26 protein-coding genes are annotated in these 23,913 nt (G+C 62.5%); 19 read left to right on the top strand and 7 right to left on the bottom strand.

The window, feature by feature from the left end:
- Positions 1-253: 253 nt before the first annotated feature.
- Positions 254-1,297 (bottom strand): Fe(3+) ABC transporter substrate-binding protein, encoded by a 1,044-nt coding sequence (locus tag N181_RS20730; protein WP_037395234.1) that lies wholly within the window; start codon positions 1,295-1,297, stop codon positions 254-256.
- 184 nt (positions 1,298-1,481) lie between these two features.
- Between N181_RS20730 and rirA the strand changes: the two genes are divergently transcribed.
- The 9 genes from rirA (at position 1,482) to N181_RS20690 (ending at position 9,824) form a co-directional block, all read left to right on the top strand.
- On the top strand, positions 1,482-1,946 hold the full coding sequence (rirA, locus tag N181_RS20725; RefSeq protein WP_014327406.1) for an iron-responsive transcriptional regulator RirA: 465 nt from the start codon (positions 1,482-1,484) through the stop codon (positions 1,944-1,946).
- A gap of 311 nt (positions 1,947-2,257) precedes the next feature.
- Entirely contained in the window at positions 2,258-3,853 is a 1,596-nt protein-coding gene (locus N181_RS20720) for an ABC transporter substrate-binding protein (protein WP_037395213.1), read from the top strand.
- Positions 3,854-3,962: 109 nt separating this feature from the next.
- Entirely contained in the window at positions 3,963-4,967 is a 1,005-nt protein-coding gene (locus tag N181_RS20715; protein ID WP_037395210.1) for an ABC transporter permease subunit, read from the top strand.
- Between the two features lie 10 nt (positions 4,968-4,977).
- Positions 4,978-5,886, top strand: coding sequence for an ABC transporter permease subunit (locus N181_RS20710; RefSeq protein WP_037395207.1), 909 nt, complete (start codon positions 4,978-4,980; stop codon positions 5,884-5,886).
- 1 nt (position 5,887) lies between these two features.
- Complete coding sequence (locus N181_RS20705) at positions 5,888-6,742, top strand: ABC transporter ATP-binding protein (protein WP_080577474.1); 855 nt, start codon at positions 5,888-5,890, stop codon at positions 6,740-6,742.
- Positions 6,739-7,566 carry an ABC transporter ATP-binding protein gene (locus N181_RS20700; protein WP_014327411.1) on the top strand — a complete coding sequence of 276 codons (828 nt, stop codon included), beginning with the start codon at positions 6,739-6,741 and terminating at the stop codon, positions 7,564-7,566. Before N181_RS20705 ends, N181_RS20700 begins: the two co-directional genes overlap by 4 nt.
- A 197-nt stretch (positions 7,567-7,763) precedes the next feature.
- Positions 7,764-8,108: a RidA family protein gene (locus N181_RS20695; RefSeq protein ID WP_037395204.1), complete on the top strand. Its 345-nt coding sequence runs from the start codon at positions 7,764-7,766 to the stop codon at positions 8,106-8,108.
- 257 nt (positions 8,109-8,365) lie between these two features.
- Positions 8,366-8,536, top strand: a complete 171-nt coding sequence (locus N181_RS34100) for a hypothetical protein (RefSeq protein ID WP_014327413.1) — start codon at positions 8,366-8,368, stop codon at positions 8,534-8,536.
- Positions 8,537-8,696: 160 nt separating this feature from the next.
- The gene (locus N181_RS20690) at positions 8,697-9,824 is read left to right on the top strand and encodes an AI-2E family transporter (protein ID WP_037395201.1); all 1,128 of its coding nucleotides are present in this window, start codon (positions 8,697-8,699) and stop codon (positions 9,822-9,824) included.
- Positions 9,825-9,906: 82 nt separating this feature from the next.
- On the opposite strand, the gene N181_RS20685 is transcribed toward N181_RS20690, so the two are convergent.
- Complete coding sequence (locus N181_RS20685; RefSeq protein WP_037395198.1) at positions 9,907-10,704, bottom strand: response regulator; 798 nt, start codon at positions 10,702-10,704, stop codon at positions 9,907-9,909.
- A gap of 172 nt (positions 10,705-10,876) precedes the next feature.
- Between N181_RS20685 and N181_RS20680 the strand changes: the two genes are divergently transcribed.
- On the top strand, positions 10,877-11,068 hold the full coding sequence (locus N181_RS20680; RefSeq protein ID WP_037395194.1) for a NepR family anti-sigma factor: 192 nt from the start codon (positions 10,877-10,879) through the stop codon (positions 11,066-11,068).
- Between the two features lie 99 nt (positions 11,069-11,167).
- Here N181_RS20680 and N181_RS20675 read toward each other — a convergent pair whose 3' ends face one another.
- On the bottom strand, positions 11,168-11,416 hold the full coding sequence (locus N181_RS20675) for a glycine zipper domain-containing protein (protein WP_014327417.1): 249 nt from the start codon (positions 11,414-11,416) through the stop codon (positions 11,168-11,170).
- Between the two features lie 23 nt (positions 11,417-11,439).
- On the opposite strand from N181_RS20675, the gene N181_RS33320 reads away from it, so the two are divergent.
- The 4 genes from N181_RS33320 to N181_RS20660 all read left to right on the top strand — a co-directional run bounded on the left by N181_RS33320 (position 11,440) and on the right by N181_RS20660 (position 14,198).
- Positions 11,440-11,778, top strand: a complete 339-nt coding sequence (locus N181_RS33320) for a hypothetical protein (protein ID WP_153451311.1) — start codon at positions 11,440-11,442, stop codon at positions 11,776-11,778.
- Between the two features lie 306 nt (positions 11,779-12,084).
- Entirely contained in the window at positions 12,085-12,249 is a 165-nt protein-coding gene (locus N181_RS32085) for a DUF1328 domain-containing protein (RefSeq protein ID WP_012706940.1), read from the top strand.
- A 219-nt stretch (positions 12,250-12,468) separates the two neighbouring features.
- Positions 12,469-13,722, top strand: coding sequence for an NAD(P)/FAD-dependent oxidoreductase (locus N181_RS20665; RefSeq protein ID WP_060563792.1), 1,254 nt, complete (start codon positions 12,469-12,471; stop codon positions 13,720-13,722).
- Between the two features lie 230 nt (positions 13,723-13,952).
- Positions 13,953-14,198, top strand: a complete 246-nt coding sequence (locus tag N181_RS20660; protein WP_037395188.1) for a hypothetical protein — start codon at positions 13,953-13,955, stop codon at positions 14,196-14,198.
- A 65-nt stretch (positions 14,199-14,263) separates the two neighbouring features.
- Here N181_RS20660 and N181_RS20655 read toward each other — a convergent pair whose 3' ends face one another.
- Positions 14,264-14,818 carry an MgtC/SapB family protein gene (locus tag N181_RS20655; protein ID WP_014327420.1) on the bottom strand — a complete coding sequence of 185 codons (555 nt, stop codon included), beginning with the start codon at positions 14,816-14,818 and terminating at the stop codon, positions 14,264-14,266.
- Between the two features lie 221 nt (positions 14,819-15,039).
- Positions 15,040-15,429 carry a hypothetical protein gene (locus tag N181_RS20650; protein ID WP_037395182.1) on the bottom strand — a complete coding sequence of 130 codons (390 nt, stop codon included), beginning with the start codon at positions 15,427-15,429 and terminating at the stop codon, positions 15,040-15,042.
- A gap of 285 nt (positions 15,430-15,714) precedes the next feature.
- Between N181_RS20650 and N181_RS20645 the strand changes: the two genes are divergently transcribed.
- The 3 genes from N181_RS20645 to N181_RS20635 all read left to right on the top strand — a co-directional run bounded on the left by N181_RS20645 (position 15,715) and on the right by N181_RS20635 (position 20,577).
- Positions 15,715-16,854 (top strand): fumarylacetoacetate hydrolase family protein, encoded by a 1,140-nt coding sequence (locus tag N181_RS20645; protein ID WP_014327422.1) that lies wholly within the window; start codon positions 15,715-15,717, stop codon positions 16,852-16,854.
- 102 nt (positions 16,855-16,956) lie between these two features.
- Entirely contained in the window at positions 16,957-17,322 is a 366-nt protein-coding gene (locus N181_RS20640) for a hypothetical protein (RefSeq protein WP_037395179.1), read from the top strand.
- 297 nt (positions 17,323-17,619) lie between these two features.
- Positions 17,620-20,577 (top strand): calcium-binding protein, encoded by a 2,958-nt coding sequence (locus N181_RS20635; protein WP_014327424.1) that lies wholly within the window; start codon positions 17,620-17,622, stop codon positions 20,575-20,577.
- 142 nt (positions 20,578-20,719) lie between these two features.
- Here N181_RS20635 and N181_RS20630 read toward each other — a convergent pair whose 3' ends face one another.
- Positions 20,720-21,034 (bottom strand): hypothetical protein, encoded by a 315-nt coding sequence (locus N181_RS20630; protein ID WP_369986313.1) that lies wholly within the window; start codon positions 21,032-21,034, stop codon positions 20,720-20,722.
- Positions 21,034-21,831: a DUF899 domain-containing protein gene (locus N181_RS20625; protein WP_037431807.1), complete on the bottom strand. Its 798-nt coding sequence runs from the start codon at positions 21,829-21,831 to the stop codon at positions 21,034-21,036. Before N181_RS20625 ends, N181_RS20630 begins: the two co-directional genes overlap by 1 nt.
- Before the next feature lie 94 nt (positions 21,832-21,925).
- Here N181_RS20625 and N181_RS20620 point away from each other — a divergent pair, with 94 nt between their 5' ends.
- Both N181_RS20620 and N181_RS20615 read left to right on the top strand, forming a co-directional pair.
- Positions 21,926-23,143 (top strand): hypothetical protein, encoded by a 1,218-nt coding sequence (locus N181_RS20620; protein WP_037395146.1) that lies wholly within the window; start codon positions 21,926-21,928, stop codon positions 23,141-23,143.
- Between the two features lie 43 nt (positions 23,144-23,186).
- Positions 23,187-23,819: a Vgb family protein gene (locus N181_RS20615; protein ID WP_037395144.1), complete on the top strand. Its 633-nt coding sequence runs from the start codon at positions 23,187-23,189 to the stop codon at positions 23,817-23,819.
- Positions 23,820-23,913: the final 94 nt, after the last annotated feature.

Here is a 23,913-nt window from a genome sequence, read left to right as displayed (position 1 = left end):
AACAGCGGGCATTGCGCCCGCTGTTCTCTTGACTGGCAATGAACGCCTACTGCATGTCTCCTTAAATCGACCTCGATTTAAGGACAAAGACATGCAGCACTTCAAAGTGCTACAGCGACCTTTGCGCGCCTGATAAGGCGCGCGGCGCTGTAGAGCGCGTCGCATTCAAATATATTCACGCGGCGCGCTTTAGGTTCATGTTTCTATGCATGTCGTTATCCCAAAACCGCTGCGCACTTTTGGGCGACATGCATTAATCTTGCGGACCGTCGTTGTATCCGACCTTGTCGACGAGTTCCGACGCCTTCTTGCGGTTTGCCGCAATCTCGGCAAGCGGCAGCGAGTCCGGCTTGATCGTTCCAAAGGACTTGACGACGTCCGACGGCTCGGCGCCCGGAAGCACCGGATATTCGAAGACCTGTTCGGCATAGATCTTCTGCGCTTCGCCCGCCGACAGGAATTCCATCAGCTTGACCGCATTCTCCTTGTTCGGGGCGTTCTTCGCGAGCGCCATGCCGGAGATGTTGACATGCGTGCCACGATCCTTGGCGTTCGGGAAGAGGACCTTGATGGCCGAAGCCCATTCCTTCTGCTGTGGCTCCTTCTCGTTCGTCAGCATCAGACCGACATAGTAGCTGTTGCCGAGCGCGATATCGCATTCGCCGGCAAAGATCGCCTTTGCCTGATCACGGTCGCCGCCGTCGGGCTTCTTGGAGAGATTGTCCCTGATCCCCGTCAGCCACTTCTCCGTCTCCGCCTCGCCGTGATGCGCGATCATCGAGGCGAACAGGCCGATATTGTAGGAGTGCTGGCCGTCGCGGGTGCAAAACTTGCCCTTCCATTTCGGGTCGGCAAGTTCCTCGTAGGTGATGTCGTTCTGCGGCACGCGTTCCTTCGAGGCATAGACGACGCGACCGCGGGTCGTCAGGCCGAACCAGTTGCCGTCCGGATCGCGGAAATGCGCCGGGATGTCCTTGTTGATCGTCTCATTGACGAGCGGCTGGGTCACGCCGGCGTCCTTCGCCTCGGTCAGGCGACTGATGTCGACGGTCAGAATGACGTCGGCCGGAGAATTCGCGCCTTCCGCCTGGATGCGCTCGACCAGGCCCTTGTCGAGGAAGAGCACATTGGCGGTGATGCCGGTCTCCTTGGTGAAGGCATCGAGCAGCGGCTGAATGAGATCGGGCTGGCGGTAGGAATAGATGTTGACCTCGCCATCGGCCCGGGCGGGCGCAGTGAGGGCTAGGAAAGCCGCCGCGACCGACAGGCTGCCGATCAACGTTTTTGAGGCAAGCATGGTGTTCTCTCCGTGTGGTGCTTATAAGTTAACCAAGAGAGTCATATTTCTACACCAGGAGAGCGACAGTCAACGGCGAAACGGCGAAGTAAAGCCTTCGTGAATTTTTCCTATTTTGGAATTGTTCCAAACTACGTTCCGTCCTATATGAAGAGGGACGAATTTCTCAATTCTGGAGTGAATGATGCGTCTGACGAAGCAAACAAACTACGCAGTTCGCATGCTGATGTACTGTGCTGCGAATGGCGAGAAGCTCAGCCGCATTCCTGAGATCGCCAAGGCTTACGGCGTTTCCGAGCTGTTTCTGTTCAAGATTTTGCAGCCCTTGACCAGGGCGGGCCTGGTCGAAACCGTGCGCGGCCGCAATGGCGGCGTACGGCTGCCGAAGCCGGCCTCGGAGATCAGCCTCTTCGACGTGGTCAAGGTGACCGAGGACAGCTTCGCCATGGCTGAATGTTTCGAGGCTGGCGAGATCGATTGCCCCCTGGTCGATAGCTGCGGCCTCAATGCCGCATTGCGCAAGGCGTTGAACGCCTTCTTCGATGTGCTCAAGGGCTATTCGATCGACGATCTCGTCAAGGCGCGACCGCAGATCAACTTCCTTCTGGGGCTGGACACCGGCCCGCGGCCGCAGACGTCCGCCGCCTGAAATTTTCATTCCAGCAAGCGTAGCGCGGAGGCCCGTTCTCCGCGCTTTTTTGTGCCGTGATTTTCGATTTTTCCCGGCGCCCGTTCCACCGGTGAGGGCGAATCGGCGTGCAAGGCCGCTTGGCCGCCGCCCGGATCGCTGTCGGGCCGACCCTCTACCTGTGGAAGAATTTTTCGCATAGACAAATTTCTGAAGCGAGTTATTGCATTGCGACGACAAATGTCGTTCCATCCGTCCTTGACCGGATGGAAAATTTCTCGCCGCGGTCGAAAACAATACGAGAACAAAAAACAAATCTGGGAAGCAAGCTCATGAAAAAGCTCACGACTCTCTTCGCAGCGACGGCGCTTGCCACGCTGATGGCCGGCACTGCCTGGTCGAAAACGTTCGTCTATTGCTCGGAAGGCTCGCCGGAGGGCTTTGACCCGGGCCTCTATACGGCCGGTACCACGTTCGACGCTGCCGCGCACACCGTCTATAACCGTCTGCTCGAATTCAAGAAGGGCACAACCGAAACCGAGCCCGGGCTTGCCGAAAGCTGGACGATTTCCGACGATGGCCTCGAATACACCTTCAAGCTTCGTCCTGGCGTCAAGTTCCAGACGACCGAGTTCTTCACGCCGAGCCGCGAGCTGAACGCCGACGACGTGATCTTCTCGCTCGAGCGCCAGTGGAAGTCCGACAATGCGTGGCACGGCTATGTGACCGGCGGTTCCTGGGAATATTTCGCCGGCATGGGGCTGCCGGAACTGCTCGAGTCGATCGAGAAGGTCGACGACATGACGGTCAAGATCAAGCTGAAGCGCAAGGAAGCGCCGTTCCTCGCGAACCTGGCCATGCCCTTCGCTTCGATCATGTCCAAGGAATATGCCGACAAGCTGCAGGCTGAAGGCAAGATGAACCAGCTGAACCAGATGCCGCTCGGCACCGGTCCGTTCTCCTTCGTCGGCTATCAGCAGGATGCGGTCATCCGTTACAAGGCCCATCCGGACTACTGGGGCGGGAAGCAGAAGATCGACGATCTGGTCTTCTCGATCACCACCGATGCGGCCGTCCGGTTCCAGAAGCTTCAGGCAGGCGAATGCCACCTGATGCCCTATCCGAACGCGGCGGACGTCGAGGCGATGAAGGCTGATCCGAACCTCAAGGTGATGGAACAGGCCGGCCTCAACGTCGCCTATCTCGCCTACAACACCACGCAGGCTCCCTTCGACAAGCCCGAGGTCCGCAAGGCGCTGAACAAGGCGATCAACAAGCAGGCGATCGTCGACGCCGTCTTCCAGGGGCAGGCGACGCCGGCGTCGAACCCGATCCCGCCGACGATGTGGTCTTACGATGACACGATCGCCGACGACACCTACGAGCCGGAGGTGGCGAAGAAGATGCTGGAGGACGCCGGCGTCAAGGACCTGTCGATGAAGGTCTGGGCAATGCCGGTCGCGCGGCCGTACATGCTCAACGCACGTCGCGCCGCCGAGCTGATGCAGGCCGACTTTGCCAAGGTCGGTGTGAAGGTCGAGATCGTCTCCTACGAATGGGCCGAATATCTCGAGAAGTCCAAGGACAAGGCCCGCGATGGTGCGGTGATCCTTGGCTGGACCGGTGACAATGGCGACCCGGACAACTTCCTCGACACGCTGCTCGGCTGCGATGCCGTCGGCGGTAACAACCGCGCCCAGTGGTGCAACAAGGAGTTCGACGATCTGGTCACCAAGGCCAAGGAAGCCTCTGACGTTGCAGAGCGCACCAAGCTCTACCAACAGGCTCAGGCCGTGTTCAAGAAGGAAGCGCCCTGGGCAACGCTTGACCACTCGCTCTCGATCGTGCCGATGCGCAAGAATGTCGAAGGCTTCGTACAGAGCCCGCTCGGCGACTTTGCTTTCGACGGCGTTGATATTGTAGAGTAATCTTACCGACTGACCCGAAGGGGGCGTTTGCCGTTGGGCGAGCGCCCCTCTTCCTTTTTGCCAGTGCTGCAGCAACGAGGCTGCGGCGGTGATGGCATGAGGTTTGACTATGTTTCGATTCTTGCTGGGGCGTTTGGCAGTGCTGATCCCGACCTTTATCGGGGTCTCGATCATTGCCTTCTCCTTCATCCGCCTGCTTCCGGGCGATCCCGTGGCGCTGCTGTCCGGCGAACGGGTCATGTCGCCGGAGCGGCATGCAGAGATTTCCCACCAACTCGGCTTTGACCGGCACATCGTCGTGCAATACCTGGATTATCTATGGGGCGTCCTTCATGGCGATTTCGGCATATCGATCGTCACCAAGAAGCCGGTGATCGATCAATTCCTGGAGCTGTTCCCGGCAACCGTCGAGCTTTCGCTGTGCGCCATCATCTTCGCCGTCGTCGTCGGTATTCCGGCCGGCGTGATTGCGGCGATCAAGCGGGGATCGATCCTGGACCAGCTGATCATGGGCACCGCGCTGGTCGGCTTTTCCATGCCGATCTTCTGGTGGGGCCTGCTGCTGATCATCGTCGTCTCCGGCATATTGCAGTGGACGCCGGTGTCCGGGCGTATCTCGCTGATGTTCTTCTTTCCGTCGGTCACCGGCTTCATGTTGATCGATTCGTTGCTGTCAGGGCAGGAGGGGGCGTTCGGGTCCGCCTTCAGCCATCTGATCCTGCCGACGATCGTGCTCGGCACCATTCCGCTTGCCGTCATTGCGCGCCAAACCCGTTCGGCGATGCTCGAAGTGCTTTCGGAAGACTATGTCCGCACCGCACGTGCCAAGGGGCTTCCCACCTTCCGGGTGGTCGGCATCCATGCCTTGCGCAACGCCATGATCCCGGTCGTCACCACGATCGGCTTGCAGATCGGCGTGATGCTGGCGGGCGCCATCCTGACGGAAACGATCTTCTCCTGGCCGGGCATCGGCAAATGGATGGTCGATTCGGTATTCCGGCGCGACTACGCCGTCATCCAGGGCGGCCTGCTGATCATTGCCGCTGTCATCATGCTGGTGAACCTCGCCGTCGATCTGCTCTACGGGCTGATCAACCCCCGCATCCGGCATTGAGGAGGGCGATATGACCGAAGTTACCGCAGCAAGCCCCATATCGACCGATCCGTCCCGCCGGGCGCGACTCGCCGAATTCTGGTACTATTTCTCTGAGAACCGCGGCGCCGTCATCGGCCTCTTCTTCTTCCTGTTCCTGGTCGTACTTGCCCTATGCGCTCCGCTCGTGGCACCGCATGATCCGACCGTCCAGTTCCGTGAGGCGGTATTGCTGCCGCCGTTCTGGCAGGAGGGCGGTCGCCTCGAATTCCTGCTCGGAACCGATGCGGTGGGCCGCGACATGCTGTCCCGCCTTATCTACGGCACGCGCTTCTCGCTGTTCGTCGGCGTGATCGTGACCACATTGTCGCTGAGCAGCGGCATTCTGCTCGGCGTCATCGCCGGCTATTTCCGCGGATGGGTCGATACCGTCATCATGCGGATGATGGACATCATTCTGGCCTTTCCGTCGCTGCTCCTGGCGCTTGTCCTGGTGGCGGTGCTCGGGCCGGGTCTCACCAATGCGATGATCGCCATCGCGCTGGTCTTCCAGCCGCACTTCGTTCGGCTGACGCGTGCGGCCGTGATGACGGAGAAGACCCGTGATTACGTCGTCGCTGCGAAGGTCGCAGGAGCGGGGCACCTGAGGCTGATGTTCAGGACGATCCTGCCGAACTGCATGGCACCGCTCATCGTCCAGGCGACGCTTTCCTTTTCGAGCGCCATTCTCGACGCCGCGGCGCTCGGCTTCCTTGGCATGGGCGCGCAACCGCCGACGCCGGAATGGGGAACGATGCTGGCGGAAGCCCGTGAATTCATTCTTCGCGCCTGGTGGGTGGTGACGCTCCCAGGTCTCGCGATCCTCCTGACCGTGCTGGCAATCAACCTGTTGGGCGATGGACTGCGTGATGCTCTCGACCCCAAGCTGAAGAGGTCCTGACATGGCGCTTCTTGAAATCGAAAATCTCGTCGTCGAATTCCAGACGGCAACAGGGCCCTTCCGGGCCGTCGACGGCGTATCGCTCAAGGTCCATGAGGGCGAGGTCCTGGCGATCGTCGGAGAGTCCGGCTCCGGCAAGTCCGTGTCCATGCTTGCGGCGATGGGGCTTCTGCCCTGGACCGCGAAGGTGACCGCCGACAAGCTCGCCTTCAACGGGCGGGACCTTCTGAAAATGCCGTCGGCCGAGCGCCGCAAGATCATTGGCAAGGACATTGCGATGATCTTCCAGGAGCCGATCGCCAGCCTCAATCCGTGTTTCACGGTCGGTTTCCAGATCGAGGAAGTGCTGCGCATCCACATGGGCCTCGACCGGGCGGCGCGGCGCAAGCGCGCCATCGAGCTCTTCGAGGCCGTCGGCATACCCGATCCGGCCGAACGGCTCGGGCATTATCCGCATCAGATGTCCGGCGGGCAATGCCAGCGCGTGATGATCGCGATCGCCCTTGCCTGCAATCCGAAGCTCCTCATTGCCGACGAGCCGACGACCGCGCTCGACGTGACGATCCAGAAGCAGATTCTCGACCTTCTGATGAAGCTGCAGCAGGAATACCGCATGGGCCTGATCATGATCACCCACAATATGGGCGTCGTCGCGGAAACCGCCGATCGCGTCGTCGTTCAGTATAAGGGCCGCAAGATCGAGGAGGCGGATGTGCTGTCGCTGTTCGAGGCGCCGAAGAGCAACTACACGCGGGCGCTTCTCGCTGCGCTGCCGGAAAATGCGACGGGGGACCGGTTGCCGACGATCTCCGAACTCTTCAGTGAGCAGCAGACGCTCGAGGGAGCCGCTCGATGACCCACGTTCTCGAAGCCCGTAGCCTGGTGCGCGACTATCACATTCCCGGCAGCCTGTTCCGCAAGGCGCGTACCGTTCATGCGCTGAAGGGCGTCAGCTTTGCCGTCGACGAGGGCAAGACGCTGGCGATCGTCGGCGAAAGCGGCTGCGGCAAGTCGACGCTCGGACGCATCATCACACTCATCGACCCGGCGACGGCGGGAGAGCTGCTGATCGATGGCAGGAAAGTCGATATCGCCCGCGAGGGCCTGACCTCGGAGATGCGCCGCAAGGTGCAGATCGTCTTCCAGAATCCCTACGGCTCTCTCAATCCGCGCCAGAAGATCGGCGATATCCTTGCCGAACCGCTCGTCATCAACACCAAAGTCCCCGCCGGCGAGCGCCGCGACCGGGCGATGACGATGCTGAAGAAGGTCGGCCTCGAGGAGAAGCATTACAACCGCTATCCGCACATGTTCTCCGGCGGCCAGCGGCAGCGCATCGCGATTGCCCGCGCCCTGATGCTGAACCCGAAGCTGCTGGTGCTGGACGAGCCCGTTTCGGCACTCGATCTCTCCGTCCAGGCCCAGGTGCTGAACCTGCTCGCCGATCTGCAGGACGAGTTCAAGCTCACCTATGTCTTCATCAGCCACGACCTCTCGGTGGTGCGCTACATCGCCGACGACGTGATGGTGATGTATTACGGCGAGGCCGTCGAGTACGGCAGCCGGGACGAGGTGTTTTCCAATCCGCAGCACAGCTATACGAAGACGCTGTTTGCGGCCACGCCGCGGGCCGATGTGGCGAGCATCAAGGCGCGGCTCGCCCGCAAGAACGCTGCCTAACGAGGAAAGGCTCTAAGCGGTTCCGGGCGGAACGGTAGAAATCCTGGCAAGTCGCATCTCCCATGCGGGTGCGGCTTGTTGGAGTTCCCGTCCCGATCGTGTAGAGCATCTGCCGCCGCTATTGAGATTTGGCCCTGGCGGCGGGCAGCCGAATTGGCCGGCAATCCCTTGGTCGGCCCAACACCAGGATGACGAATATGGAAATCAAGCGCTTCGAGACCGGTCCGCGGATGAGCCAGGCCGTGGTCTACAACAACACGGTTTATCTGGCCGGCCAGGTGGGCAACGCCGGAGACGATGTCGTCACGCAGACCAAACAGGCGCTGGCCGAGGTCGACCGCCTGCTGGCGCTCGCCGGCACGGACAAGACGCGTATCCTCTCGGCCACCATCTGGCTCGCCGACATGGTGGACTTCGCCAAGATGAACTCTGTTTGGGATGCCTGGGCGCCGCAGGGCCATACGCCCGCCCGCGCCACCGGCGAGGCCAAGCTCGCAGCCCCTGAATATCTCGTCGAAGTCATCGTGACGGCAGCCCTTTGAGGCGCTACGGCATGTCTCCTTGAATCGACCTCGATTTAGGGACAAAGACATGCAGCACTTCAAAGTGCTACAGCGACCTTTGTGCGCCTGATAAGGCGCGCGGCGCTGTAGGTCAGGCCGCGTCCTGTCTGAAATTCGAACGCCGCCGGCTGAAAGGGCCCGGCGGCGTCTTGCTGACGGCTCCTCCGACCACCGAGCAGGAACGATTCGCTTTTCGAAGCGTTTACCGATCGGTTCCGCACGTGGAGGAATTGCCCATGCTCTATTGGCTGCCGCGGCTTTGTTTGCTGCTGATCGCCGGGGTGGTTTTGGGCTTTGGCCTTTTCCCGCGGACGTCCGAGGACGTGGCGTATACCCTGTTGATAATCCTCGTGGGACTGGGGCTGCTTTCCGTGACGCTCCACATATTTCCGCCAGAAAAGCATTGACTTGGGCCGCCGGGATCACGGGCGGAGAACAGCCCAAGGCTTCCTCTCATCGGCCTCGAGGCTTGCCGGCGCGCGGCGCGCCTGGCCGGCGTTTCGTTGCGTCCCACGGAAGAAGAGGACGGCCGGGCACAGTGAGCAGAGCGGTTAGAGAGACGTGTCGATGGACAGCAAAAGTGTAGCGGTTGTCCGCAGCCGCAAGCGCGACGCCGAAAAGGAACTCGCCCTGGCGCAGGCGACGAAGGCGGCGGCTCGAAAGCGCGACGGCATGGATCTCGTCGTCGCCTGGAGCGTCGTCGGGTTGTTCGTCGTCGCTTGCTCGGCGGTCGTTTACGCGATGGCGGCGATTTTGATGCCCATTGCATTTGCCATCGTCGTCGGGATCGTGCTTGGCAGGGCCGCCGACGAGCTGGCGCGTTTCGGTCTCCCGCCGATACTTGGTGGTCTTTTGCTGGCGCTCTTCTTCGTGCTCGGCCTTTCATCGCTCGTCAATGCGCTCTTGGGTCCGATCACCGAGGTGGCGCGCGAGGCGCCGCGGCTGGCGGAAGGCGTGGTTGAACGCATACTGCCTTTCATCGAGCGTTTCGAATGGGGGCGGATGGCGCTGGCGCGGAGCCTCGGCACTGACGCCTTCGCGGACGTCATTGTCAAGAATGCGGGACCACTTCTCGGGGCGGCCGCGGCGAGCGCGACGCCGGCGTTGATCCAGACGCTGATCTTCCTGGCGGCGCTCGTCCTGTTTCTGCTCGGCCGCATCCAACTGCGCAGCACGATCATCCTCGCATTTCCGAGCCGCGAGGGCCGGTTGAGCGCGATCCGCATCATGAATGCCATCGAAGACGGGCTGACGCGCTACTTCTCGACGGCCAGCCTGATCTATCTGGCGCTGGGCGGCTTCACCATGATGATCGCGTTGGTCGGCGGGCTGCCCATGCCGCCGCTCTGGGGGCTCTTCGCCTTCGTCTCAAGCTTCATTCCCTATCTCGGCGTCACGTTCATGACGCTGTCGCTGCTCGTCGGGGGGCTGATGACCCATGATGCGCTTGTCGTGGCGCTCGCGCCGGCGACCGCCTTCTTCCTCATTCATCTCGCCATGGAAAATCTCGTCGTCCCGGCGATCCTGGGACAACGCTTTGAGGTCAATCCCTTCCTGATCTTCGTCGCCATCCTGTTCTGGACGTGGATGTGGGGCGCGGTCGGGGCGATCCTCGCCATGCCGCTGTCGCTGATCGCGATGACCATCTTCGAGCAGCTGCGTGAGCTTCCACCCGAACCTCAACTGCCCGGATGAGGCTTTCGAGCGGCATGAGGAAAGCGTGTGCGGTTTTCCGCCCCCATCCCGCTCTAACCTATTAAACTAAAATCATCGTGATCTAACGAGTTCGCGCCTGTGCTTGTTCGTCGAAGAACAGCGCCTGGCTGATCAGCGCCTTGACCATCTCCGGATTGAAAGGCTTCGTCACCAGGAAGGCTGGCTCGGGCTTGTTGCCCGTCAGCAGCCGCTCGGGGAAAGCGGTGATGAAGATCACCGGGACGGCCGCCTGCGTCAGGATGTCGTTGACCGCGTCGACACCGGAACTCCCGTCGGCGAGCTGGATATCCGCGAGAACCATCTTGGGTGATGTCTGCCGATAGATATCGATCGCCTCGCGATGCGTGCGGGCAATGCCGGTGACCCGATGCCCCAGGCTCGTCACCATGTCCTCGATGTCCATGGCGATGAGCGGCTCGTCTTCGATGATCATGATGTCGGTGGCAACCTGGCGCGAAATCTCTTCCGAAGCACTGGACAGAAGCTTGGCGAACGCGCCCTGGTCGATCGACATGATTTCCGCCGCTTCGCCGCTTGAAAATCCTTCGACGGAGATCAGCAGGAATGCCTGTCGGGGCGTCGGCGCGATCAGCGACAGATTGGCGGCGGCTCTCTGCTCCCAGGCGAACGGCGAGCTCAAATGGGACCGATCGACCTTGAGTTTGTCGAAGAGGGAGCAGAAAAGCTTGTACAGGCTTATGCGATCGTTCGATGCCGAGGGGAATAGGCTGATGTCTTCGATCAAGGCCTCCAGGACGGCGGCAACATAGGCATCGCCTGCCGCTTGTGAGCCTGTGACGGCGCGGGCATAACGCCTAAGATAAGGAAGATGCGGCGCAATCCTGGTGGAAAGTGACATTTAGGCCTTCCTAAACTATTGTGCGTAAATTCGCACTTATGGGCGGTGGCGTGACGCAGGATACGTCAATGTCGTGCGCGCGTCTTGCGAATTCAGGAAACAGATTGCCGACGACGACATACGAATGGAAAACAGCCGGGGGATTTGGGCCTTCGGTACGCGGAATTGAAAAATGAACGATCGGACCGACGGGCGGGCGCGAGGCATATCGGCGGCGGGCGCCAGGAAAAACAATGCCAATGGCGTAATAGCGTCCCGGTTGAGGGCACTTTACCAGGCGATCGAGTCCGAGCCTGTGCCGCAGCAGTTCATCGATCTTCTCGGGCGCCTCGACGAGGCCGAGAGGGCGCAATCAGGCGATTGACAAAGGATACACGGTCCTCCCGCGCGGGAGGACCGTGTGCCTCAATGGCACGATAGCGAAGCTATCGACGCGACCTCGAATCCGCTTTCGCGGAGCCGATCAGCATCGCGCGGTGTAGCGGCGGCCGTAGCGGTCGCGATAGACGCAATAGCCGGGTTCGTTCGCGCGGCCGATAAGGGCACCGGCAACGCCACCTACGGCCGCGCCGACCGCGGCGCCCCTGACATCATTCGAAACGGCTCCACCGATGATACCGCCGGAAACGGCGCCAATCGTGGCACCCCTTTCCGTTTGCGTGCAGGCGGCGAGGGTGAGAATTACGCTAGCGACGAGAAGGAATTTCTTCATGGTGCTTTCCTATCCGAGGTTGATTGACCAGCCGCCGCTGCGGCGCGCGTTATCGTTGTGAGAACGCCGATTGGCGCCTTTTGTTCCGCGCCGCTGCGGCGCGCCATGCCCGGTTGTTGTCGCCTGGGGTTTATCCGCACAACCTCTGGAGGGAAACTGCGCTAGTTGCGAGCTTTGCGCTCGGCCCGCTCCAAATTTTCCAGCAGGCCCTGAAGATGTTCGTTGCTCTTTCCCTCCGTGCGCATCTCAAGCTCACACAGCGTTCTGCCGATGTGCAGATTATGGTTCCGCAAATCGGCCGCGTGCCGGGGGATTTCTGTCACCGTCTTGAGGATATGTCGCGAAGGGAGCTTCATTTCTGACCTTGAGGAACTCTGTTTCCCGGAGAACGCCAACCCGTAGCGAAGGTTCCTGACATGTTTGCCGGACTCGCAATTTTGGATTGTTTTTCTTTCCTTTGCTTAAACAAGTGGTTTCTGTCTGGTTAATGGCCTTCGGGTCCTGGCCGGAACAAAGGCGAGAGGCAGAGCGTTTGGATTTCAATTCCTACAGCGCCGTGCGTCTTTTCAGACGCATAAAGGTCGCTGTAGCACTTTGAATTACTGCATGTTTTTCTCCTCAAATCGGCTCCGATTTAAGGAGACATGCAGTAGGCAAGGAGATAGCAAATGCTCTACTATGCCCTCATCTTTCTCGTGGTCGCGATCATAGCCGGCGTTCTCGGCTTCGGCGGCATAGCCGGTACCTCGGCCGGAATCGCCCAGATCCTGTTCTTCCTGTTCCTGATCTTCCTGGTGGTCTCGCTCGTTATGGGGCTCTTCCGCCGAACTTGACGAGTAAACCCTGACTTGCGGAGCGGATCGCTCTCCGCTCCGCGCCAGCTCCCACGACATTGTTTTTCCTTTGCAGGGGTGAGGCTTTCAGCTTCGCCCTTTTTCGTGAAGGCTTCGTCCCTTGCCCCGCCTGGTTTGCTTGGCTATTCATGCGCGTATCCTCGAACGATCAAGACGTGACGCGTCGTTCCATCGAGGCGAAAGAACGGGGCATCGTCTATGAAAACTGACGTAGTGGTATTGGGCGCCGGGATTGTCGGCATTTCGAGCGCCATTCACCTGGCGCGGCGCGGCAAATCGGTGGTGCTTCTCGATCGTCGCGGTGCGGGCGAGGAGACGTCCTTTGGCAATGCCGGTCTCATTCAGCGCGAAGGTGTTTTCCCTTACGGTTTCCCGCACGATTTCGGGGCGCTCTTCCGCTACGCGCTGAACAACACCATCGATGCAAGCTATCACTTCCGCGCGCTACCGAGTCTGGTGCCGTTCCTGGCGCGGTATTGGTGGCACTCGGGATTTACGCGGCACCAGCGGATCGCCAATCTCTACGCACCGCTGATCGAGAATTCGATCGCCGAGCACAGCGACCTGATCGACGCGTCCGGCGCCGGGGACCTTGTCCGCAAGGACGGCTGGATGAAGGTGTTCCGCACCGAGAAGGAACGCGACGCCGCCTATAAGGACGCCGAGAAGCTGTCGGCCGGATTCGGCGTCAACCACCAGAAGCTTTCGTCCAGCGAGTTGAAGACCATCGAGCCTTCGATCCAGGTGGAGCTGGCCGGCGGCTTGCGCTGGAGCGATCCCTGGTCGATTCGCGACCCGCACAGCCTGAACAAGGCCTATCTCGGCTATTTCCAGTCGCTTGGCGGACGGCTTGTCTCGGGCGACGCGGCAACGCTCGAGCATATCCTGGAAGGCCCCGGCTGGCGCGTCGCGACGCCGGATGGCCCGCTGGAAGCCCGCGAGGTGGTGGTCGCCCTCGGCCCGTGGGCCGACACGGTGACGCGCAAGCTCGGCTATCATTTCCCGCTTGCGGTCAAACGCGGCTATCACATGCACTACGGCACCAAGGACGGTGCACAACTGAACAACTGGGTGCTGGACGAGGAAATGGGCTATTTCCTGGCGCCGATGCTGCGCGGCATCCGCCTGACGACGGGGGCCGAATTCGCGCTGCGCGACGCACCGAAAACGCCGGTTCAGTTGACCCGGGCAGAGCGCGTCGCCCGCGAGTTCTTCCCGCTCGCCGAACGGCGCGACGAGGAACCGTGGCTCGGCGCGCGGCCTTGCACACCGGACATGATGCCGATCATCGGCAAGGCGCCCAGGCACGAGGGCCTGTGGTTCGCCTTCGGGCACGCCCACCACGGCATGACCCTTGGCCCGGTCACCGGCCGGGCGCTCGCGGAAGCGATGACGGGCGAGAAGACCGTGATCGACCTTGCGTCCTACCGGCCGGACCGCTTCCTCGCTTAGAGCCTTTCCCGGTTAAATTGAACCATTCTGTTGGCTCAAGCGAAGTGGAATGTTTGCTCGGCTGGCGCGCGGCGTGGGGGCCCCTCGGTTTCGGAGCAATATTTTCGTTTCCACGGAACCAAAGCAGCCGAGAGGTGTTTTCCTCGCGGCTGAAGACGAGGATTCGGGGCGGTTGTCCTTTGCCTTGCAGCCGGTCGCCAACTGCAGGCGGCGAGGGAGGAGCCCATTCCATGAACAGGCAGACGATCGAATTCGCCGGCGAGGCCGTGGGCGCGCTGATGCCAGACAATGGGCAATTGCGTTTTGTCGCCGTCAAATACAGCGTCTGGTCGCTCGACGGCCGGATCTTTGCGACAGCCGAAGAGGCGCTTCGGGCCGTCGCCGCCCTGCATGTCCTGCGGCAGAGGGGTCCGGTTGGGGCAGGACCAGTGCCGACTGGGCGTGACGAAGCCATGCTCGCTGCTGGAGCGGCCTGATCCGTCCGCCCGTTCTGGACAGGCACGAAGCGCGCCCGTCACCCGGCTTCACGGGCTAGTTTTCCTCATCGACTGTGGTCGTCCGACCCGGACGGCGTCCGGGGCGCAGGGTGTTCTCCGGCACCGTTCTCTTCACCTTCGGGCGCCTTCCATTGCAACGCCACCTCCATCCGGCCGAGGATGAAGAGGACGATGAGACTGGCCACGGCGGCAAAGGTGGCGATCAACCAGAAGCCGAAACCGACTGAAATGCCGACGGCCCCGGCAAGCCACATGCCGGCGCCCGTCGTCAGGCCCTTCACCTCGCCCTTCGAAAACACGATCATGCCGGCGGCAAGGAAGGCGACTCCTGCGGTCACCGCTTCGACGACCCGGATCGGGTCGATGCGGACCTCCGGGCCCGACAGGCTCGTCATATGGACGCTTTCGACCGCCACCACCGCGAAGATCGCCGAAGCAAGGCTCACCAGGATATGCGTCCTCAGTCCGGCGGGGCGCTGGCGCTTCTCCCTCTCGATGCCGATGAGGGCGCCGAGCAGGATCGCGCCGCACAAACGCGCGAATATCACCGGATAGGGCGTCCGCGTCGAAACAAGGATGTCGGCAAGGATCTGGTCCATGAACGTGCTGATCGTGGTGAAAATGGATTGAAAACTCTAAGGCGCCGCGCGTCCAATCGGACGCGGTAAGGTCGCTGTAGCACTTTGAAATCCTGCACGATTTTGTCCCTAAATCGATTCCGATTTAAGGAATCATGCAGTACGGCAACACTGCGCGGACGCAGCTCAAGGCAACGCTCGGGCGGAGAGGCGCCTCTCCGCCCGAAGGGCCACCTTCCCGCTCACTGCGCCGGAGGGGTCTGCGGCTGCGGGGCCGTTCCTTCAGGTGCCGGTGCCGGCGGTGTGGTCTGCGGCTGTGTCTCAGGCGTGGCCGGTGCGGTCTCCTGCGTCGTTCCTGCGGCCGGAGGGGTTGCTTCATTGCCTGTGGCCGGCTGGTCGGTCGCGGGTTGTGTTGTCGTCGTCGTCGACGAGGTCGGAGTCTCCTCCGCGTCCCTCGTGAGTTCGGCCGGCAGCCAGGCGATCAGCGCCAGCACCAGACCGGCGAGAAGGATGACCAGCAGCGGCCACGTACTGCGGCTCGCGCGCGCTTCTTGTACTTCGGGGGGCGGCGCCGGCTGTCCGGTAACCGGATCGACAAGCGGCCTTTCCTTCAACTGGTCCTGTGGGTCCATGGCAGTAACATCCTTTCTGGCCATCGTCCTATCGCCGCCAGCATTTGGCGATCACGATTCCCTAAAACCAGCGACGACTTAAGGACGGACGTTCGACCATCACAAGTATAAATTCAGCCTCGCCACGGCAGATGGAGAGGCGCTGAAATATTAAACGCGCGAGATATTGCAAGGTTCCGTTGCAGCCCTTCCGAAACACACCTGCGCTGGTAGAAGGTCCTTTACAGGAAGGCGGTTCGACTGCAAAACCGATGTGCCGGAAAAGCAAGAACAGGGAGGCATGAGATGACCATGGCTTATGAAACCGGGACCTTTGTCGGACGGGCGTGGCGCCCGGACGTCGAGGGGCCCAGCCTGGTGACCGTCCGGGAGGGCGACTTGATCGACATCACCTCGAAGGCGGTGCCGACGATGCGCGACCTCCTCGATCTTTCCGATCCCGTCGCTCATGTCCGTTCGGCCTCCGGAGAGGCGATCGCCCCCGTCGATGCCGTCATGGCAAAGCCGGAGCGGGGCAGCGGCGAGGTCCATCTTCTCGCCCCTTGCGACCTCCAGGCGGTCAAGGCCTGCGGCGTCACCTTCGCCCGCTCGATGATCGAGCGCGTCATCGAGGAGCGCGCCGCCGGCGACGCGACGCGCGCCGAGGCGATCCGTACGCGGATGGCGGCGATCATCGGCGACAGCCTGAGAAACCTGAAGGCCGGTTCGCCCGAAGCTGCCGGCGTGAAGGCCGCGCTGATCGAGGAGGGCGTCTGGTCGCAATATCTGGAAGTCGGCATCGGCCCCGATGCCGAGGTCTTCACCAAGGCCCAGCCGCTCTCGTCGGTCGGCTGGGGCGCCGCTGTCGGCCTGCATCCGATTTCGCGATGGAACAATCCCGAGCCGGAGATCGTCCTTGCGGTCTCCGCCGACGGGCGTGCCAAGGGCGCGACGCTCGGCAACGATGTCAACCTGCGCGATGTCGAGGGTCGCTCGGCGCTGCTGCTCGGCAAGGCCAAGGACAACAATGCCTCCTGCGCGGTCGGCCCCTTCGTCCGCCTCTTCGACGAGACCTACTCGATCGACGACGTGCGCAATGCAGACCTCGATCTCCTGATCGAAGGCCCGGACGGCTTTCGCCTGAAGGGAGCGAGCACGATGCGCGAGATCAGCCGCGACCCGCTCGACCTCGTCGCCCAGACGGTCGGACCGCATCACCAGTATCCGGACGGGCTGATGCTCTTCATGGGGACGCTCTTCGCGCCGGTCGAGGACCGCGGCGAGCCGGGCCAGGGCTTTACCCACAAGATCGGCGACGTGGTGACCATTTCGAGCCCCGCCCTCGGCAGCCTCGTCAACACGGTGCGTCTTTCCACCGATTGCCCGCCCTGGACCTTCGGAATTGCAGCGCTGATGCGCAATCTCGCCAAACGCGAACTGCTCTAGGCCGAAGACTTGGAGGATAGCTCGGGCGGATTGCATCCGGGCGCCGTTCGTCGCAATCTCGGACGGCTGGATTGATCGTTCGTTCAGGGGCTCAGGGTCGAAATGAAAGTCGTCATCGGGTTGGCCGCGGCCAGCCTTTTCGTTGCAGTCGCGGCGGATCCGCTACGGGCGGAACCGTTGCAAAGCGTCGAGGAGGTCAGCACTGCACTCGGCCAGTGCTGGACTCCTCCCGCCGGCATCAGGGATTCCTTCGTCACGCTCAAATTCGGCTTCCGCGGCAACGGCACGCTGATGGGCCCGCCCCAGCCGACGGCGATCCGCGTTACCGGAGACGCGGACCAGCGCAAGGCCTTCGTCGCCGCCGCGACGGCGGCCCTGCAGAACTGCATGCCACTGGAGTTTTCGCCGGAGCTCGCCGAGGAGATCGCGGGCAATGTGTTTACGTTGCAGTTCTATTCGGCGGACTAAGCGGGATGAGGAAAAGTGTGCGCGGTTTTCCGTCCGCATTCCGCTCTAGAATCGATCACGTTCATGAATTGGGTCTTGATCTGACGAGGCGCCAACCCGTCCCCTTGTGCTGGCTCGTCACTGAAAAGTCCATGCGTTCGGCCTTCCGCCCATAGCCCCGTCCATTCCATCGCAGGCGCCCGCGGCTACAACCTGGCGATTGCAGCCCTGTTACCGCAGGAACAACTCCTGGCTCTCCCGCAGACTAGCAATTTGCTCACGCCAGATCGGCGTAGCGATCCAACTCTCGAGGAAGTCATGAGCAAGAAAGTGAAGTCCATAGCGCCGCTTCAGGCGACGCTCGCGCTTGATCCGTTGGCCGCCGGCTACACCATACCCGGCGTCGGCGATCAGACGGTGAACGGCGACGACGGCAGCAATTCCATCAGTACCGGCTCCGGCCTTGACACGATCAATGGCGGCCTTGGCGCCGACACGATCAAGGCCGGCACGGGCGACGACGAAATTCTCAACCTGAGCGCCGCAGGTCTGCTCGGCGACAAGATCGACGGCGGTCTCGGCTTCGACGTACTCGGCATCGATTTCAGCGATGCGAGCAAGGGGGTCTCCTTTGCCGCCTTTGACCCGATTGTTTCGAAGGCGGTTCTCGGCGCCACGATCGTCAATGTCGAGAGCTTCGAACTGGAGGGCAGCAATTTCGCCGACAGCTTCACCGGCGGTCGCTGGAACGATTGGTTCGAAGGTGGCGCCGGCGATGACGTTCTGAATGGCGGCATCGGCAAGGACTGGCTGGAGGGAGACGACGGCAACGACAGGATCTACGGCGGCAACGGCAATGATTCCGTGTTGGGGGGCTCCGGCGACGACTATCTCTCCGGCGGTTACGGAATCGACTGGCTGTCGGCCGATGACGGCAACGACACCTTGCTCGGCGGTGCCGGCGGCGATTACCTTTACGGCCATCACGGCAACGACAACATCAAGGGCGAGAGCGGCACCGACACCATATCGGGCGGCGCCGGCCGCGATGTCATCGACGGCGGGTCGGAAGATGACTATCTCGCAGGCGACGGCGACAACGATACTGTCCTCGGCGGGGCGGGCAACGATACGATCCGGCACAACATGGAAAGCTGGACAAACGACGGCAAGGACGTGCTCGATGGCGGCGTCGGCCATGATGAAGTCGTCCTGGTCGGCCTTTCCGGAACCTTCACCGCCAAGTCCTCCTCGACCAAGCAGACGCTCTCCAACGGCACCACCATCGTCAATTTTGAAGCCTATACGATCAGTGGTTCGGAAACGGCCGACAGGTTCACCGGCTGGACGGGCGCCGATACGCTCTCCGGAAACTCCGGCAACGACACGCTCATCGGCCTCGGCGGCAACGATCATCTCAGCGGCGGCCTCGGCAGCGATACCCTCGACGGCGGCGACGGCAACGACCTCTTGATCGTCGGCAGCGGCGGCAAGGACACGATCAAGGGCGGTACCGGCTATGACACCATCTGGGTCGATCGTTCTGACAGTAAGAGCGGCCTGACCTTCAATGTCTCCGGCGTCACCGCAAAGCTTTCCGATGGCACCGTGGTGACCAATGGCGAAAGCTTCAGCATCGAAACCGGCAGCGGCAACGACGTGCTCTCGGCCGGAACGGCCGACCATGTCGACTTCGACGCCGGCAGCGGCAACAACACGCTGACGGGCGGCAAGGGCAACGACCAGTTCTACAGCACCGGCGGCAGCGATACGGTGAAGGGCGGAGACGGTGACGATCGTATCGGCGACAATGGCGGCGGCACAAACAGGCTCGACGGCGGCAACGGGAACGACCATATCACCGCCGACACCGAAACCGGTACGGCGCTGACGACGATCCTTGGAGGCGCGGGCAACGATATCGTAACCGTCAACAATGCCGGTGGCTCCACGGCTGGGCGTTTCGCCGTCGATGGAGGTACTGGTACCGATACGCTCTGGATCAGCCGCTATGACAGTACGAAGAATCTCTCCTTCGTGCTTTCCGCCAATGCGACGATGGTCAACGGCGACGTCGCGGCTAAGAACTTCGAACGCGTCCATATCACGTCCGGTCAGGGCAATGACACGCTGACGGCCGGCGGCCTCGACGACTATCTGAACGGCAGCGGCGGCAACGACACGCTCAAGGGCCTTGGCGGCGCCGACAACCTCACCGGCTGGACGGGCGCGGACAGACTCTACGGCGGTGACGGGGACGACACGATCTACGGGAGCGGCGGCATCAAGGACACCAGTGCTGACCATCTCTACGGCGAGAAAGGCGACGACCTTCTGTTCATGAATGCTGGTGACTATGCCTCGGGCGGCGATGGCGCGGACCGCGTCGTCATTGACTTCGCGGAAGAGACATTCGACGTGTCCTTCGTCTTCGGCAACGGCCTCGTGAGGGTGAACGCCAATACGTCCTTCACCGGTATGGAGGCGGTTGATTACATAGGGGGCGCCGGCAAGGACACCGTGACGGGTAGCGCGCAAATCGACTATCTCGACGGCGGGGCTGGAAACGACACCTTCAAGGCTGGCGGCGGAAACGACATCCTGGTTGACGGGAGAGGCAACGACAAGCTCTACGGCGATGCGGGCAACGACGAGTTCACCCGCTTCAGCGATGAAACCGGCACCGACTACTTCTCCGGCGGCTCCGGTGTCGACACGCTCAAGTTTAACATCGTCTCCGACCAGTCGGTCATCGTCGACCTGGAGAACAATGCGAAGAATGGCGGGGTCGCCTCCGGCCTGTCGCTGTCGAGCATCGAGAACGTGGTCGGTCGGACGTCCGACGATACGATCTTCGGCAACGGTGTCGCCAATACCCTGGAGGGCGGGATTGGCGACGACAGGCTCGACGGCCGCGCCGGCAACGACATCCTCGAAGGCGGCGGCCATGGCGACCTTTTGACGGGCGGATCGGGCGCGGACAAGTTCATCTATGCCTCGGAAGAAGCGATTGGTTCCGGCGACCAGATCACCGACTTCAAGCGCGGCGAGGACAAGCTTGTCGTCGACAAGAGCGTGTTCGGCTTTTCCAAGCTGGTGCTCTACTCCGGCAACGACCTGAAGGCGACAGGTACGGCCGCCCAGTTCTTCTTCGAGAAGGACAACGGCCGCCTCTGGTACGACGCCGACGGCACCGGCAACGAGGCCGACGCCGTGCTCGTCGCGACGCTGGACAAGGTCACGTCGCTTGCGACGACCGACTTCCTTTTGATCTAGACGATCGGCGACTCGTTGGGGGGCCGCCGGTCATACTCGGCGGCCCCTCATCATCGAAAATCCCGAGCGCACTGTTTTCATCAGCCGCGGGGCAACCGCCGATGCGCAGCGCATGTCCGGCGGCCGCGAGAGGGTCGGCGCATCAAGACCGGTGTGCATAGCTTCGCCGGCGCGCGGCGAGCCTCAGCCAGGGCGCCGAATGGAAGGCGCTCATCAGCACGTACATCGAGACCATGCCGGTTATGGCTGGCGCCTCGTCCGCCGAGGCGCAGAGCATGTCCGGCGGGCCGCCAAGAGCGCCGGTCACTATCGCCATGAAGGCAAAGGTCGGCGCCGCCGCGAGGGACAGCCAGTCGGCGGCGCCGCGTGTGGCGATACCACCAGACGCACCGGCAGTTCCGCTGTCAGCGGCCGGCGTCCCCTTTGGGCGTTCGGAATGGTGAAGCATCGCAGACATCAGCCTTGGCCATATTCGTCGTTGCGGCGCCACCAGACACCGTTCTCGTTGCGTCCCAACGGGGCCCGGTCGAGCCACTGGTACATGCCCCATAGGCCGTCCAACCCGCGCGCATAGCTGGAATAGCTGTGATAGACGATGCCATCGACGAGCACGAAGGCGCTGAGGCCCGGCCGGTCGCGCGTATAGGTGGCGACATCCGTCCCGGTCATCGCCGCGATCTGGGCGACCGGTCCCTCGCTGCCGCGCAACTGCCATTCCTGGACGGTCTTTCCCGCGAGGGGTTCGGGGGCGGGCGGCTCGCGGCGGAAGTTGTATTCTATCCGGCCCTCGCGCTGTTCGTCCGCCGTGAACCAGACGCTGAAGTCGCGGTTGAAGTCGCCGTCGTTCGAGGAGGCCCATGGAAAGCTCCAGCCCATCCGCTGCTTGTAGGCCTGGAGCTTGGCGAGCGGCGCGCGGGATATCGCCGAGAAGGCGACGTCGTGGTTCTCGAGATGCACGACGATGCCGTTGAACCCGTCGGCAATCGCGGAGCAGGACGGGCACCCGACCGTGTAATCGGGCCCGAACATGAAATGGTAGACAAGCAACTGCGAGCGCCCTCGGAAGAGCTCCCTGAGCGAGGCGCTGCCCGCGTCGGTCTCGAACCGGTAACCCTTGTCGATCCTCACCCGCGGCAGCGCCTGGCGCTGCCGCGCCAGCGCATCGCTCCGCCGCGTCAGCTCCTTCTCGGCCTCCAGCAGCGCGAGCCGCGCTGCCAGCCATTCTTCGCGTGTTCCGGTCCTGTGTTCCGTCATTGCACTTTTCTCCTTCTTTCGGCTCGATGGGTCACGCGATAGAGTTAGCGCCAGATGTGGAAGGGGCGGGAGTTACAAGTTTGACGGGATTTGGATGGATTCGCTGATAACCGCTGCGGCGCGCGCGCTGGCGACAGGCGATCCGCTTGGCGCCTTGAAGCGGGTTGCGCTGCGTGACGACCCACCGGCGCTGGCGCTCAGGGGCATCGCCATGGCGCAACTCGGCGACTTCGCTCGGGCCAAGACCCTCCTCAAGAGTGCCGCTCGTGCCTTCGGTCCAAAAGAGACGATGGCCCGAGCCAGATGCGTCGTCGCCGAAGCCGAGATCGCCCTTGTCTCGCGCGATCTCTCCTTTCCCGCCAAGGCGCTCGACACGGCGCGGGCGACGCTCGAAAAACATCGCGACTGGGTGAATGCCGCGCATGCGCGCAATCTCGAGGTGCGGCTGCTGCTGTTGGTCGGCCGGCTCGACGAGGCCGAGCGTGCGCTCGGCGACATCGACCCCGCACCGCTTCCGCCCGCCTCGCGGGCCGCCTATGAGCTGGCGGTTGCCGGAATTGCAATCCGGCGCCTGAGGACGAAGACAGCCCGGGCCGCACTTAGTCGCGCCGAACAAGCCGCGCGCGAAGCCAATATCCCCGCGCTGACGGCGGAGGTCGAAAGCGCGTCTCTCGTCCTCGAGGCGCCCGCGGCACGTCTGATCGCGCGGGGCAAGGAACGCTCCCTCCTGCTCGAGGAGGTCGAAGCGCTCTTGGCGTCGCAAGCGCTTGTCGTTGACGCCTGCCGCCATGTGGTGCGGGGTGGAGGCGCTGTGGTGTCGCTCGCGACGCGGCCGGTCCTGTTCGCGCTGGCACGCGCGCTCGGCGAAGCCTGGCCGGCGGACGTTTCGAGAGGCGCGCTCGTCGCGCGCGCCTTCCGGGCAAAACATGCCGATGAATCGCATCGCGCCCGCCTGCGCGTCGAGATCGGCCGGCTTCGCGCGGAGCTCGGGAAAGTGGTGGAGGTCAGGGCGACAAAGGGTGGTTTCGCGCTGGCGCCGCAAGCTGGCGAGGTCGTCGTGCTGGCGCCGCCCGTCGAAGGTCAGCATGCGGCGGTGCTCGCCCTTCTTGCCGACGGGGAGGCGTGGTCGAGCTCGGCGCTCGCCATTGCCCTTGGCGCCAGCCCGCGCACGGTACAGCGGGCGCTCGAAGCGCTGGCGGCCGCCGGCAAGGTCCAGTCGTTCGGCCTCGGTCGGGCGCGTCGCTGGATGACCCCGCCGGTGCCGGCATTCCCGACAATCTTGTTACTCCCCGGTCCGCTGCCGGGCGATTAGGATCGGCGCATCAAACGATCCGTTGTTATCGAGGGCTATACGCATGAAACATTCTCAGGCCGAAATTCTCCGTGAATACGGACCCTTTCCGGGTGCCGACAACGTCCATGGCGTCACCTTCGACGGCGAGCACGTCTGGTTTGCATCCGGCGACAGGCTCAACGCCTTCGATCCGGCAAACGGCGAGACGGTGCGCGCGATCGACGTCGCCGCCCACGCCGGGACGGCCTTCGACGGCCGCCACCTCTATCAGATCGCCGAGGATCGCATCCAGAAGATCGACCCGAAGACCGGCCGCGTGCTTTCGACGATCCCGGCGCCCGGCGCGGGCGGCGACTCGGGACTTACCTGGGCCGAAGGAACGCTCTGGGTCGGACAGCATCGCGGTCGGAAGATCCATCAGATCGACCCCGAAACCGGCACCATTCTTCGCACCATCGAATCCAACCGCGTCGTCACCGGCGTCACCTGGATCGACGGCGAACTCTGGCACGGCACCTGGGAGGCCGACGAGAGCGAGGTGAGGCGGGTCGATCCCGAAACGGGCAAGGTGCTGGAGACGCTCGAGATGCCGGAAGGAATGGGCGTATCGGGCCTCGAATCCGATGGCGGCGACCGGTTCTTCTGCGGCGGCGGAAAGAGCGGGAAGGTGAGGGTGGTGAGGCGGCCGAGGTGAGGCTTGCGGCTGATGGTGCCTCCACGGATGATCCGCCTCGCTTCTGTTTAGAGCCTTTCCCGGTTAAATTGAACCATTCTGTTGGCTCAAGCGG

This window comes from Sinorhizobium fredii USDA 205, from assembly GCF_001461695.1.
GTDB classification, from domain to species: Bacteria; Pseudomonadota; Alphaproteobacteria; order Rhizobiales; family Rhizobiaceae; genus Sinorhizobium; species Sinorhizobium fredii.
This window is presented reverse-complemented; position numbering and strand designations above follow the sequence as displayed.